Annotated in this window: 13 protein-coding genes; 5 read left to right on the top strand and 8 right to left on the bottom strand. The window is 73.6% G+C overall.

The window, feature by feature from the left end; genetic code table 11:
* Window positions 1–142: 142 nt before the first annotated feature.
* On the top strand, window positions 143–1,180 hold the full coding sequence (locus BH708_RS16885; protein WP_083713740.1) for a formylglycine-generating enzyme family protein: 1,038 nt from the start codon (window positions 143–145) through the stop codon (window positions 1,178–1,180).
* Between the two features lie 46 nt (window positions 1,181–1,226).
* Here the strand turns inward: BH708_RS16885 and BH708_RS16880 are convergent, their stop codons facing one another.
* The 6 genes from BH708_RS16880 to BH708_RS16855 form a co-directional block, all read right to left on the bottom strand.
* A complete protein-coding gene (locus BH708_RS16880) occupies window positions 1,227–1,460 on the bottom strand; it encodes a hypothetical protein (RefSeq protein ID WP_076810163.1) in 234 nt (77 codons plus the stop codon).
* A 230-nt stretch (window positions 1,461–1,690) separates the two neighbouring features.
* Entirely contained in the window at window positions 1,691–2,212 is a 522-nt protein-coding gene (locus tag BH708_RS16875) for an endonuclease domain-containing protein (protein ID WP_157236030.1), read from the bottom strand.
* A 789-nt stretch (window positions 2,213–3,001) separates the two neighbouring features.
* Entirely contained in the window at window positions 3,002–4,297 is a 1,296-nt protein-coding gene (locus tag BH708_RS16870) for an alpha/beta fold hydrolase (RefSeq protein ID WP_083713736.1), read from the bottom strand.
* Window positions 4,294–5,340 (bottom strand): LacI family DNA-binding transcriptional regulator, encoded by a 1,047-nt coding sequence (locus tag BH708_RS16865; RefSeq protein WP_076810160.1) that lies wholly within the window; start codon window positions 5,338–5,340, stop codon window positions 4,294–4,296. The genes BH708_RS16870 and BH708_RS16865 overlap by 4 nt, the downstream gene beginning before the upstream one ends.
* Window positions 5,341–5,605: 265 nt before the next feature.
* Window positions 5,606–6,535 carry an alpha/beta hydrolase gene (locus BH708_RS16860; RefSeq protein WP_076810159.1) on the bottom strand — a complete coding sequence of 310 codons (930 nt, stop codon included), beginning with the start codon at window positions 6,533–6,535 and terminating at the stop codon, window positions 5,606–5,608.
* A gap of 93 nt (window positions 6,536–6,628) precedes the next feature.
* A complete protein-coding gene (locus BH708_RS16855; protein WP_076810158.1) occupies window positions 6,629–7,375 on the bottom strand; it encodes a GAP family protein in 747 nt (248 codons plus the stop codon).
* 102 nt (window positions 7,376–7,477) lie between these two features.
* On the opposite strand from BH708_RS16855, the gene BH708_RS16850 reads away from it, so the two are divergent.
* Both BH708_RS16850 and BH708_RS16845 read left to right on the top strand, forming a co-directional pair.
* Window positions 7,478–8,776, top strand: coding sequence for a sensor histidine kinase (locus BH708_RS16850; RefSeq protein WP_076810157.1), 1,299 nt, complete (start codon window positions 7,478–7,480; stop codon window positions 8,774–8,776).
* A complete protein-coding gene (locus tag BH708_RS16845) occupies window positions 8,773–9,537 on the top strand; it encodes a response regulator transcription factor (protein ID WP_076810156.1) in 765 nt (254 codons plus the stop codon). Before BH708_RS16850 ends, BH708_RS16845 begins: the two co-directional genes overlap by 4 nt.
* Window positions 9,538–9,606: 69 nt before the next feature.
* Here BH708_RS16845 and BH708_RS16840 read toward each other — a convergent pair whose 3' ends face one another.
* Window positions 9,607–9,795 carry a hypothetical protein gene (locus BH708_RS16840; protein WP_076810155.1) on the bottom strand — a complete coding sequence of 63 codons (189 nt, stop codon included), beginning with the start codon at window positions 9,793–9,795 and terminating at the stop codon, window positions 9,607–9,609.
* A gap of 11 nt (window positions 9,796–9,806) precedes the next feature.
* Complete coding sequence (locus tag BH708_RS16835; RefSeq protein WP_076810154.1) at window positions 9,807–10,262, bottom strand: hypothetical protein; 456 nt, start codon at window positions 10,260–10,262, stop codon at window positions 9,807–9,809.
* Window positions 10,263–10,416: 154 nt separating this feature from the next.
* Between BH708_RS16835 and BH708_RS16830 the strand changes: the two genes are divergently transcribed.
* Window positions 10,417–11,844: a sensor histidine kinase gene (locus BH708_RS16830; RefSeq protein ID WP_157236028.1), complete on the top strand. Its 1,428-nt coding sequence runs from the start codon at window positions 10,417–10,419 to the stop codon at window positions 11,842–11,844.
* A complete protein-coding gene (locus BH708_RS16825) occupies window positions 11,841–12,506 on the top strand; it encodes a response regulator transcription factor (protein WP_076810152.1) in 666 nt (221 codons plus the stop codon). Before BH708_RS16830 ends, BH708_RS16825 begins: the two co-directional genes overlap by 4 nt.
* Window positions 12,507–12,691 lie beyond the last annotated feature (185 nt).

Genomic DNA, 12,691 nt, shown 5'->3' with positions numbered 1-12,691 from the left:
TCGGCGGCCGGCGGGTTGGTCGGCGGCCGACAGTCGCTCCGTCGGCGCACCGACCGGCACTGGACCATCCCGCCCCACTGCAGCGGCCCGAGCGGACGGACCCGTCCGAGCAGACATGCTCGAGCAGACATACGGTGGGGGCATGACCGATGCTGGTGCCCCCGTTCCCCTGCCCCTCTCCTCGCGCGAGGACGACACCTCGTCGGTTTCCGCGCCGGCACCGTGCTGCGCCGCCGCACGGGAAGGCCTCGACGGGACAGTGGGCCCGTCCGGCCCGTCGACGTCGGCTGCACACACGGACCGAGCCCGCCCGCTCGCCGCTTGGGCGGCACCGGTCGAGCGGGTCCGTTCCCGGGCCGACCACGCCGTCTCCATCCCCGCCGGTCCCTTCCGCATGGGCTCCGAGGACAGCGACCGGAACCCCGGCGACGGCGAGTCCCCGGTGCGGGCGGTGGAGGTGCCGGCCTTCCGCATCGACCCGGCCTGCGTGACCAATGCGGAGTTCGCCGCCTTCGTGGCCGACACGGGCTACGTCACCGAGGCAGAGGATTTCGGCTGGTCCTTCGTGTTCGGCGCCCTGCTGGACAAGGACGTGCGCCGGGCGAGCCGGAAACCTCCGGGCACCCCGTGGTGGCGGGCCGTCGAGGGGGCCCGCTGGGACCGCCCCGAGGGCCCTGACTCCTCTGCGGCCGATCGTGCGGACCATCCCGTCGTGCACGTGTCCCTACGGGACGCGGAGGCCTTCGCGGCGTGGTGCGGGATGCGACTGCCGCGGGAGGCGGAGTGGGAGAAGGCCGCCCGCGGGGGACTCGACCAGGCCCGCTACGCCTGGGGTGACGAGCTCACGCCCGACGGCGAGCACCGCTGCAACATCTGGCAGGGCGCCTTCCCAGTGCGAAATACCCTCGAGGACGGATACCTCGCCACCGCGCCGGTGCGATCGTTCCCGCCCAACGGGCTCGGGATGTACGAGGTGGCCGGCAACGTCTGGGAATGGTGCAGCGATCTCTGGACCACCGGCGAAGCGTCCTCGTTGACCGGGGACGTGCGGGTGATGCGCGGCGGCTCGTACCTCTGCCACGACTCCTACTGCAACCGCTACCGGGTCGCCGCCCGCAGCGCGACCGCCGCCGAGGACGCCAGCGGGAACAAGGGCTTCCGCCTCGCGATCGACGCATGAGGGTGCGGCGAACCCCCTGGCGCCGGCCGACCTCGGCCGGACCCGCTCAGGTCGGCACGACGCCCCAGCGCTCCTTGAGCCCGTCGACATGGAACCGCATCTCGGCCTCCATGTCGATCGAGGGGTCCAGCAGCCATTGCACGTGCAGGCCGTCCATCAGAGCCACGGTGGTGCGGGCGATGTGACCGGCCGGAGCGTCCTCTCGCGCCCACCCCTGACGACGTCCGACGACGATGTCCCCTTCGAGCATCCCCCAGGCCAGTTCGACGTGGCGGATCATCCAGGCTCCACATCTCTCACGGCGGCGGGCGCCGCTCGGGTGGCGGGCGGCTGGGGTGCTGGGCGCGGCTCAGGTGGCGAGCGCGGCTGTGGTGCTGGGCAAGGCTGGGGCGGCGGGTGCGGCTTGGTGGCGGGCACGGCTGGGGTGGCGGGCACAGCACGAAGGGGACGTCAGCAGCACGGCGCGACGCATATCGACAGCTCGTGCCACGGGCGTCCCCTTCGTGCCGATCAAGAGGGCGGAGACCCGTTCCGGCGTCCGACCCGCGGCCCCCGATGCGTCTTCTGACGGATCAGGACTGTGAGCAGCTCCTGCGTCCGCTCCCAGTGGAGCCAGATGTCCTCCCAGGTCAGACGCAGCACGAGGTAACCGCCGCTCAGGGTGATCTGGTCGCGGCTACGATCCGCGAGATAGGCCTCGCGGTCCCCGTGGTACGACCAGCTGTCGCATTCGATGATCAACCGGTCCCCCACCAGCAGGTCCACCCTCGGCGCCCCGAACGGTCTCACCTGCTCCCGCACCTTCACCCCGCGTCGCTCGAAGAAGCGGCGCACCCGCGTCTCGGATCCGGATCCCGCCAACGGGCTGATGCGGCCGATCGCGCGGCGCCGCCGAGCCGACGTCTGCTCGAGGACCACCTCGACCTGCGACCGGGTGAGCCGACGTGTCTCCAGCGCGGATTCGAGGAGCACCGCCGCCGATTCCGCGTCAAGGCAGTGCACCGCGTGGAGCAGCGCGATCTCCAGCGGCATCACGGGCTCCTCGTCGGGCCATGCACGCAGGACCGGCAGATGCCGGAGCACGACACCGCGAGGGGCGTCCCCCGCGTTACGCCGGCTCACCTCATGGATCTGCCGCGCCGCCCCGCCGACGCGAGCCGGGGTCCACAGCCCGTGGATCACCGCAGCCGAGAGACAGGTGAGCCGGTGGCCTCGTGAGAGTGCCCCCGCCACCAGTTGCGGAGTCTCCGCATCTCCGAACCACCCCGGGCCGAGCGCGCGGAGGCGCCCTGCCCGCACCAGTTGATCGCGGCGATATCGGGACACTCCGGCTGCCCGGAGATCGTTCGGGGTCCAGACATGGAGGCGGCGCCGGCGGGGTGATCGGTTCTGCATCGCCCGAGCATGCGCGGCCTACCGGCCGGGGTGGCCTTCGAGCGGCCGGATGTGGATGAGGGGATGGTGGGGAGGGACAGCAGGTAAGGGACGCCAGCGGCACGGCGCGACGCATATCGACAGCCCGTGTCGCTGGAGTCCCGTTCATGTCGAATCCGCGGTGAGAGGCCGGCGGGGAGAGAATGCGGTGGGTGGGCAGGGCCGGCGGTGGGCAGGCAGGCCGGAGGCGGGGGGGCAGGCAGGGCTGGCGGCAAGCAGGGCCGACGGGTGGGCAGGGCCGGCGGCGGGTGGGCAGGGCCGGCGGCGGGCAGGCAGGCCGGAGGCGGGTGGGCAGGCAGGGCTGGCGGCAAGCAGGGCCGGCGGGCGGGCAGGGCCGGCGGCGGGTGGGCAGGGCTGGCGGCAGACAGGGCCGGTGGCCACCGGGGCTCAGGCGGCGCGGCGTCCGGCGGCGAGGTCGAGCAGGTGGTCGATGACGCCCTGGCCGCTCGCGCGCAGGCCGTTGTGCTCGTACTCGCTGGTCACCCACGGCATCACGCCGCTGAGCAGGTCCGCCGTGGCCAGGGAGTACTCACGCGGGACGTAGGCGTCGTCGAAGTAGACCGCTGCCGCGCCGGGGACGTCGGCCGCCCGAAGCGCCTCCTCGTCGTACAGGCGCGGCCAGTCGTGCTCGGCGAGCAGGTCGGCGGCCTCGGCCCAGGGGGCGAGCTCGCGGTCCTCGGCGAACAGGTCGCGGTGGATGTGCTCGCCGGCCAGCAGCGTCGGGTCCTCACGCACGGCCTGGGGCATGGTGCGGTCTCCGGCCCAGCGGGTGGCGGTCCCGTCGGCCCAACAGCTCTCGTGGATCACGGCGTACAGCGGATTGCGGCCGCCGAAGGGCAGAGCAGCGGCGAGGTCGTGGGCGAAGGCGGGGGCGGACGGATCGAGGCCCAGCAGGTAATGGAGGCGCTCGGCTCCCTGGGAGGCGCCCAGCAGATGGCCGAGGCGGCGCAGGCGCTCCACGCCCACGCGCTGCCCGTCGGCCAGTCGCAGCCGTCCGTCGGCGGCGAGGTCGGCCAGGCGGCGCATCCGGTCCCGGTCGCCGGGGAAGCGCGCCCAGTACCGTTCGCTGCGGGAGATCATGCCGTGCCAGGTGGTGGTGTAGACGGCGTCCAGGTCGGGGCCGAGCGCCGGCAGGCCGCCGGTGAACAGAGCGGTGTCCACACTCGCGGCATGGGCGCTGAGGTAGCGCAGCGTGGTGAAGCCGCCGAAGGACTGCCCCAGCAGGGACCAGCTCGGCACCCCGAGGTGTTCGCGCAGCAGCTCGGCGTCGCGGGCGATGGCGTCGGCCCGGAAGTGCGTGAGGTAGTGCGCCTGCTGGGCGGGGGTGGCCTCGCCCAGGGTGGTGGCGCCGTCGATCGCTCCGGCGGGCAGGGGCGCGTCAAGGCCGACGGGGGTGGAGCGTCCGGTGCCGCGCTGGTCCAGCATCACCACGCGGTAATCACGCAGCACGCGCGCGAGCCATCCCGGGGAGGACGCCTCCAACGGTCGCGGCGCCTCGGAGCCGGGACCGCCCTGGAGGTAGACCAGGAACGGGCGGTCCTCCCCGCCCGGCGCGGTGACGATGCGGGCGAACAGCTCCAGGCGCGCCGAGGTGGGATCGGCGTGGTCCAGGGGGACGGGGTGGGTGATGTCCTCGAGGTGCAGGCCGGGCAGGGTCCAGGTGGTGTGGGGCATCGGGCTCATTCGTCGTCGCGGGTGGTGGCGCCGGGGAAGAACTGCCAGTCGAAGGCGTGCAGCCGGCCCGGGCGCTCCTCGCGGTCGCGAGCGGCGTCGATCACCACGGAAGAGATCCGGGCGAACACGTCGTCGACGCCGTAGTAGCTGATCGGGTCGAAGTACTCGGATTCGGCCGGGACGTCCCCGATGGAGATGATCTCGAGGTCCCCGGGGACGTCCAGGCCCAGCCGCTCGGCGGCGAACTGGAGCGCCACGGCTTGGTAGCCGGTGAAGCAGATGACGGCACGAGGGCGGTCCGATCCGGAGAGCCAGTCGAGGCTGGAGCGATAGGTGTCCCGACTGCCCTCCGGGCTCATGCGGACGAGCTCCTCGGGACGGCTCTCCCCCAGCTCGCGCGCGACCTCGAGGAACGCCTGGGTGCGGGGGTGGGTCAGCGTGGAGCACACCCGGTCCTCCAGGTGCGGGGCCAGCAGCCGGACCCTCTCATGGCGGCTGCGCAGCCGCCGGTAGGCCTGGGCGACGGCCTGGTACGGCGTCGAGGAGATGACGTCGAACCCGTCGGGCTCCATCTGGGCGGTGAAGGCGACGATCCCGGTCTGGGTGGCGGCGTTCAACCGGCGCACCCGCTCGGGGCCGTCCTCGACGAAGTCGACGCTGGTGATGAAGGCGGCGTCGGCCGAGGCGCCGGAGAGGTACTCGAGCCAGCGCTCGTCGGCGAGCACCAGGGTGGACAGCTCGTGGGGCAGGGCATCGCGGCGCACCTGATTGGCCAGCTGCACACCCCAGGGATCCTCGAGCGTGCCCAGCGCGAGCACGATGCCGCCGCCGCGGCCGGTGCGCATGGCCTGGGCGTTGCGGTTGGGGACGTAGCCCAGCTCCTCCGCGGCGGCACGCACCTTCGCCTTGGTCGCGGGCGACCCTGCCGAACGGCTGCCGCCGCGCCCGGAGAGCACGAACGAGGCGGTCGCGATCGAGACCCCTGCCTGCTCGGCGACGTCCGCGAGCGTGACCGCGGCGCGATGTGCGGGACCGGCGACCTCGCTGCTCATGACGGCTGGACCTCCTGTTTCGTCGCGCTCGGCAGGTCAGCGCGGGGCCTCGTTCCCGGCATCCTACCGCCGGGTCTCCTCACGGTGACAGGAAAGGGACGGACCGGGGGGGACGGGTCGCCGGGCGACGTCGGCGCAGCGCCGGGCATCACTCGGCCTCGGCGCGCAACAGCTGATCGAGGTGACGGCCCGGTACCGACCGTCTCGTCACTGGGCGGCCCGACGAGCGGTTCCGCGCCGCCGGGCCCCGCGCGAACACTGCGCCTCACCCCGTGGTGCGTTCCTCCGCGAAGACGGCCCGCAGTTCGGCACCCAGCAGCCGGCGAGCGGTCCGGGCGGCCCCGATGAGCGCGGCGAGGTGCAGGAATCCGTGGACATGGCCGGCGAACCGCACGGAGGTCACCGGCGTCCCGGCCGCTGCCAGTGCCTCGGCGTAGTCCTCGCCCTCGTCGCGCAGCGGGTCGCAGCCGGCCGTCAGCACGGTGGCGGGCGGCAGACCGGTCAGGTCGCGCTCCCGGGCCGGGGACAGCCGGGTGTCCCCGGGGTCGGCCTCGGCCGCGTACGCCGCGGAGTAGTAGGCGAGATCCCGGGCGGTCGGGACGTACCCCTCGGCGAACTCGTCCCTGCTTCCGCCCCGTGCGGTGATCGGCTCGAGATACGGATACACGAGACCCTGGTGCACGAGACCGGGCGTGCTTCCGCGCAGCTGCTGGGCCACCACCGCGGCCAGATTGCCCCCGGAGCTCTCCCCCAGCACGGCGACGCGATGCGGGTCGAGGTCCGGCCCGCCGCGCCCCTCGAGCACGGCGCGGGTCACCGTCAGGGCATCCTCGACCGCTCCGGGGAACGGCGTCTCGGGCGCCCGTCGGAAGTCCGCGCTGATCGCGACCGCCCCGGCCTCGACGGCGACCTCGCGCACCGTCGCATCACCCATCTGCGGGGAGCCGACCACGAAGCCGCCGGCATGGAAGTACACGAACGCCGGCGGTCGTGCACCGAGTCCGTGAGGGACGTAGATCCGCACGGGCACGCCGTCGATCTCGTCCTCGCGCACCTCGGCGAGCTCCTGGACCGCTCCGCGCAGCGCTCCCGCCCGCGCATTGTTCTCCCGGTTCTGCGCGGGGGTGAGCGTGTCCAGCGGCGGAGCGTCCGCGATGAGGTCGAGAACGGCTCGCGAGTCGGGATGCAGATCCATGGGTGTCCTCCGGAGATCGTGGCGACGGTGGCACGAGCTGGGTGATGCGGGTTCGTGCGGCGCGCGAGCAGCGGCGCCGGCTCGTTCACGGCGTCAGGTCCCGCCGCCCGTCAGCAGCTCCAGGGCGGGCCCGATCGTGTTCAGGACGATGATCGCGCCGACGATGCCGACGGCCCAGGAGAAGGCGGTGGTCGCGTTCTTCACCGCCCAGTCGTGCGCGCGATCGAGGAAGGCATCGGCCCGCTCGCCGAGCGCGGCGCGCACCCCGGCCAGGACCACGCCGGGCAGGATCATCACCGCGCAGTAGCCGACGAGCACGAGCGCGCCCCGGCCCAGTCCGATCCCCATGTCGGCGATGATCCCCATCGCCGCCAGGTACGGGATCATCGAGGCCGCCTCGATGACGCCGGCCAGCAGGGCCAGGCCCACCAGCACGCCGGGTCGCCCGCTGGCACGGCGGGCGCGCTCGGTCCACCTCCGGGCGGAGGCCTCGGGGTCCCCGCCGCGCTTGGCGACCGCCTTGGGGTCGATGCGGAAGGAGTACAGCACCAACCCCACCCCGATCACGGCGAGCACCAGCATCACCACCGGCGAGGCCAGCAGGTGCCCGAAGGACTCGATCAGCGGCAGCAGACCGGCCAGCAGCGCGATGCCGAGGACCAGGTAGAAGGCCCCGATCACGGCGAGGTAGAGCAGAGTGCGCCCGGCGATGCGCAGCGCCCCACCCTGTCCCACCACCAGCAGGATGACGGGGATGACCAGGGTGCCCATCGAGGTGGAGTCGATGAGGGCGAGCACGAGCAGACCCAGCGGACCGGCGAACTCCGGGAGCGATTCCATGTCCCCATCCTCGTTGCCGAGGCCTCCTGCGGTCCTCCTCCCAAGGTGCGAAGTGCGACCACTCGGGCAGTGGCGTGCGCCACGGCCGCGTAGCCTCGAACCATGCCCTCCGACCCGGTCGACCACCGCCGGCGCCTCGCGATCGACCGTCGCGATGCGATGGCGGCGGCCGGTTACGCGACCGTGGTCGTGCTGCTGGCGGTCTCCGGGGCCACGAACTCCGGCTTCCTCGGCGAGGCTCTCCGCTGGCCCGCCGCCGTGTCGGTGACGCTGCTGCTGGTGGCCTGCGTGAGCTTGCTGTGGCGTCGTCGCGTGCCGGTGCTGGCGCTGGTGGTGGCCGGGACGCTGTCCGCCGCGGAGATCGTCGTCGGCGGACAGATCTCCGCCTATTTCCTGCTGTTCGAGGCGCTGTTCACGCCGATCATGCACGGCAGCCGGCGCCTGGCCCGCGTCACCACCGGTGTCGCCATCGGGGTGGCGGTCCTCGCCTTCGTCGTCGCGGTCGCGCTGGGGGCGGACGGGCCGATCCTGCTGGTGGTGCTGCTGGTCGCGACGCTGGTGGTCTCGACGCCGCTGCTGTGGGGCTGGGAGGTGCGCCATCACCGCGGCGCCCGCCTGGCCGCCGAGTCCCTCGCTGACGTCGAGCACGAACTCGCCGCCACCCGCGCCGCCCATGCGGTGGAGACGGAGCGCCGCACCATCGCCCACGACCTGCACGACGTGATCGCCGGGCACCTCAGCGCGGTCTCGCTGCACACCAATCTCGCGTCCTCCCTCGAGGACCAGGCGGCTCGCGACCGTTCCCTGACCACGGCCCGGGAGTCGGCGCACGCGGCCCTGCGGGACCTGCGCTCGATGATCGGCGTGCTGTCCACGGAGGAGTCCGGCACGCTGCCCGCGGTCACCCTGGACTGGCCCTCGCTGTCGGCGCGGCTGCGGGGGCGCGATGAGGGGGCCCGGATCCGGATCGACCCCGCGGCCACCGATCCCGCGCGGGTGGAGCCGTCGGTGCAGGCCGCGCTGCTGCGCATCGCCGCCGAGGCCTCCACCAACGCCGTCCGCCACGGGCAGGCGCCGATCTCGCTGACGGTGCAGGTGGCGAACGACGTCGTGTCCCTGGATCTGCGCAACCGCCGCACGGGCACGGCGCTGCCGGGCTCGGGCGTCGGCCGCGGGGCGATCGCCCACCGGGCGACAGCCGTCGGCGGCAGCGCGACCTCCGGACCTGCCCCCCGGGACTCCCCCGAGGCCGGGACCTGGCGGGTGCTCGCCCACCTGCCCGCACGGGCCCGCAGCGTCGAGCCCTGCCCCGATTCGGATCCGTCCGATTCGGACCCCGACGGTTCCGCCCACGACGCCGACAGCACCCCCGAGACCACCGCCCAGGAGGCCCGCCCGTGACCGATGCCCCCGCGCACGACCCGATCCGTGTGCTCGTCGCCGACGATCACTCCGCCGTCCGCTCCGGCTTGGTGGCCCTGCTGGACTCCGCCGAGGACATCACCGTGGTCGCCGAGGCCGCCGACGGGGCCGGCGCGATCGACGCCGCCCGGCAGCACCGCCCCGAGGTGGTCCTCACGGATGTGCGCATGCCGGGCGCGACCGGCATCGAGATCACCCCGCAGCTGCGCGCGACCGGCGCGCACGTGCTGGTGATCTCCGGTTTCGACCTCGATGACTACGTGCTGGGCGCGCTGGCCGCCGGGGCCGACGGGTACCTGGTGAAGTCCGAGGACCCGGCGCGGATCCTCGCGGCGGTGCGGGACGTGCACCGCGGGGACGCCGTGCTGTCTGCCGCGGCGACCCGCGCCGTGGTCGGAGCGCTGCGCGGGCGGGCGGCGCCCTCGAGCGCTGGGTCGGGGGCGGGGGTGCAGCACGCATCAGCAACGGCGGGGGCGCAGGACGCGAAGGGGCCGTCCGCTCCCTCGACCGCGGGCTCCACGTCGTCCCCGGCGGGGTCGGCCGGTCCCGTCCCGGCCCTCACGCGCCGGGAGGAGGACGTGCTCGAGCTGGTCGCACAGGGCCACTCGAACCAGCAGATCGCCTCGCAGCTGTACGTCGAGATCACCACGGTCAAGTCCCATCTCTCCCATGCGTTGGCGAAGCTGCAGCTGGGCTCCCGCGTGCAGGCCGCCCTGTGGTGGCAGCAGCACCGCGGGTGAGCGAGGCCGGCGCGCCGCGCCCTGCCGGTCCCACGTGCCGGATCCGCCTCGATCGTGCGATCCCCCGCCTCACGAGGAACGGACCAGGCTGAGCACCAGCGCGATGACCGCTCCGACCAGCGCGCTGACAGGGAGCAGCAGCGGCAGGACCACCAGGCCGGCCGCGGTGACCTCTCCCCCGCGCACCAGCACCGGCGCGAGCACGTCCTGCAGCACGACGCCGGCCAGCAGTCCGCCCAGCAGCCCGAGCAGAGCCATGCCCAGATGCCTCACGGGTGCCGTTCCCTGCCCACCGGGCGCACCCGCTGCAGCAGGAGGGCGAGCGCTCCGGCGAGCGCGCCCCACGCCACGTTCGTGACCAGCATCGGCACGATGGCCAGGGGGTTCGCGAGCGGTCCGGCGAGGTGCCCCAGCAGGAGCGGGGAGAGGATCCCGCTGAGGAGGATCGCGCCCACCGCGTAGACGACGCCGGCCAGGGTGAGGGTGAGGATCGGTCGGGGCGTGCGGGTCAGGCCCACAGCGCCGATCCAGAGCAGGGAGATGATCAGGGTCCATCCCAGCGGGACGGCGGCGCCGAGGTCGAGGCCGGCCAGGTCGAGGACGATGGTGGTCACGGGGCGGACCAGTCCGGCGAGACCGAGGCCGATGATGAGCGGCCATCGCAGGTCCTGCGGAGCGTTCAGCGCGGTGGGGTCGTGGGGACGGTGGACCGGGGGAGCATTCATGCCCTCGACGCTAGAGCTGCGTCGCTGACCTGGGCATCCACCCGCTGGCTCGACGGTGATCGCGTCCCGTCGGCTGCTGGGTACGTCCGGAGGCGACATCAGTGCCCGCCCCAGGGGGCGGGCGCGCGCGATCAGCAGCTCCTACGCTGAACCTGTGACTGCCCCGGCCTCTGCCTCTCCCGAGCGGGCCGCTCCGCGCGCGGCGGACGTGGTGCTCGCGCTCGGGGTCGCCCTCGCGCTGGCGGGCGTCATCACGATCCAGCAGGCGGCCTCGGGCGCCCCACCCAGTCCGCTGGCCTACCTGTTCGCGGCCGGCTTCGGGGCCCTGCAGCTGCTGCGCCGCAGCGTGCCGGTGGCGATGCTCGTGCTCAGCGTGCTGGCCACTTTCGCCTATTACACGCTCCAGCTGCCCACGATCGGGGTCGCCCTGCCGGTGGTCGCCGCGCTGTACTCGACCGCGGAGCGGGGGCTGCTGCGGTGGGCGATCGGCGCGGGCACCGTCGTGTTCACGGTCTCGCTGCTGTTCCGGCTCCGCGACGACCCGCAGCCCCTGGGATCCCTGCTGGGCACCGATGCGGTCACCAATCTCGCGCTGATCGCGGCGGCCCTCGCGCTCGGCAGCGCGGTGCGCTCGCACCGTCGGCAGATCACCCAGCGAGAGCTGATCTCTCAGCTGCGCGAGGAGCGGGCCCGCCGGGAGGCGCAGCTGCGGATCCGGCGCGAGCGGGAGCGGATCTCTCGGGACCTGCACGACACCGTCGGCCATGCGCTGTCGGTGATCTCCCTGCACACCGGGGTCGCGCGGGATGCTGTCGGCACCGACGACGACTCCGCGGCCCGAGCCCTGGACCACGTGCGCGGGCAGACCACCGAGTCGCTGCAGGAGCTGAGGTCGATGGTGCGCCTGCTGCGCGAGGGGCGGGCCGACGGCGAACGCTCGGCCGACGGGGCCGACAGAGCCGACAGAGCCGACGGAGCCGACGGGGCCGACAGGGCCGACGGAGCCGACGAAGCGGGCGGGGACGTGAGTGCCGAGGAGGCGGATGATGCGACGGCGTCGTCCACCTCGGACGGTTCCCCCCGCGCCGTGCGATCCCTGGCCGACGTGCCCTCCCTCCTGGCGCCGGCCCGCCGCGCCGGGCTCACGGTGCGGGACCGGGTGGAGGTGCCGAGCGGGTCGCTCTCCGGGGCGGTGGACTCCGCGGGGTACCGCGTGATCCAGGAAGCCGTGACCAACGCGCTGCGTCACGCGGCGGCGTCCACGCTGTGCGTCGACGTGCGGGTCGAGGACCGGCAGCTGCGGATCACCGTCGCCGACGACGGGCGCGGGGCCGACGGGACGGACGAGGTCGGCACGTCCTCCGCCGGCGGGGTGGGACTGCTCGGCATGCGCGAGCGTGTGCATCTTCTCGGCGGTACGTTCTCGGCCCGGACCGCCCCCGGGGAAGGCTTCACCGTCCGGGCGAGCCTGCCGGTACGGCTCGGTGCGGCGGCGGCAGCGACCACGGCAGGACGCCCGGTGGCGACCGAGGGGCCGACGACGATGGACGAGCCGGAGACGAGGGAGGGGCCGACGACATGATCCGCATCGTGCTGGTGGATGACCAGGAGCTGGTCCGCACCGGGCTGAGCACTCTCGCGCAGCGCGACGGCGACATCGAGGTGGTCGGCGAAGCCCCCGACGGCGCCGCCGGGGTGCGCCGGGTGCGGGAGCTGCGCCCGGACGTCGTGCTCATGGACATCCGCATGCCGAAGCTGGACGGCATCGCCGCCACCGCCCGGATCATCGCCGATCCGGAACTGGCCGACGTGCGCGTGGTGGTGCTGACCACCTTCGACGAGGACGAGGACATCCTCGCTGCGATCCGCGCCGGGGCCGCCGGGTACCTCCTCAAGGACGTCGGCCCGGACGAGCTGCGCAGCGCGATCCGTACCGTCGCGCGCGGTGACTCGCTGCTCTCCCCGTCGGTGACGACCACCGTGCTCGGCCAGCTCGGGGACCGCCTGGGCACCTCCGTGCGGCCCGAGCTGCTGGAGGGCGTCACGGCCCGCGAGCGGGAGGTGCTGGCGCTGGTGGGCCGCGGATTCACCAACGACGAGATCGGTGCGGAGCTGTTCCTCTCCCCCGCCACCGCCCGCACCTACGTGAGCCGACTGCTGGCCAAGCTGGCAGCCCGCGACCGCTCCCGCCTGGTGGTCATCGCCTACGAGTCGGGTCTGGTCGTCCCGGGGCGGGGAGCGTAGGGCCCCGCCCGCGGTGCAGAGGCACCCGAATGCGGCACTCCTCACAGCGCAGAAACCTGCACTCCGTGAAAGAATCTCCGTGGTCCCGGGTCACGGCCCGTCGGCCGCGCCGGATGGTGACCCGTCCGCTCCGCCCGCTCGCGGAGGGAAGGGTTCCGGCCTTCCGGTCCCTCGAGGCAGAAAGC

It is taken from the genome of Brachybacterium sp. P6-10-X1 (assembly GCF_001969445.1).
Classification (GTDB): Bacteria; Actinomycetota; Actinomycetes; order Actinomycetales; family Dermabacteraceae; genus Brachybacterium.
Note: the sequence above shows the minus strand (reverse complement) of the source record. Positions and strands in the feature narration are given on the sequence as shown.

Bases quoted from the DNA above. Each gene is read 5' to 3' on its own strand.
- BH708_RS16880 (WP_076810163.1), bottom strand. From the start codon at position 1,460: ATGATCCGCCACGTCGAACTGGCCTGGGGGATGCTCGAAGGGGACATC.
- BH708_RS16850 (WP_076810157.1), top strand. From the start codon at position 7,478: ATGCCCTCCGACCCGGTCGACCACCGCCGGCGCCTCGCGATCGACCGT.
- BH708_RS16860 (WP_076810159.1), bottom strand. From the start codon at position 6,535: ATGGATCTGCATCCCGACTCGCGAGCCGTTCTCGACCTCATCGCGGAC.
- BH708_RS16870 (WP_083713736.1), bottom strand. From the start codon at position 4,297: ATGAGCCCGATGCCCCACACCACCTGGACCCTGCCCGGCCTGCACCTC.
- BH708_RS16825 (WP_076810152.1), top strand. From the start codon at position 11,841: ATGATCCGCATCGTGCTGGTGGATGACCAGGAGCTGGTCCGCACCGGG.
- BH708_RS16835 (WP_076810154.1), bottom strand. From the start codon at position 10,262: ATGAATGCTCCCCCGGTCCACCGTCCCCACGACCCCACCGCGCTGAAC.
- BH708_RS16840 (WP_076810155.1), bottom strand. From the start codon at position 9,795: ATGGCTCTGCTCGGGCTGCTGGGCGGACTGCTGGCCGGCGTCGTGCTG.
- BH708_RS16885 (WP_083713740.1), top strand. From the start codon at position 143: ATGACCGATGCTGGTGCCCCCGTTCCCCTGCCCCTCTCCTCGCGCGAG.
- BH708_RS16865 (WP_076810160.1), bottom strand. From the start codon at position 5,340: ATGAGCAGCGAGGTCGCCGGTCCCGCACATCGCGCCGCGGTCACGCTC.
- BH708_RS16855 (WP_076810158.1), bottom strand. From the start codon at position 7,375: ATGGAATCGCTCCCGGAGTTCGCCGGTCCGCTGGGTCTGCTCGTGCTC.
- BH708_RS16875 (WP_157236030.1), bottom strand. From the start codon at position 2,212: ATGCCGCTGGAGATCGCGCTGCTCCACGCGGTGCACTGCCTTGACGCG.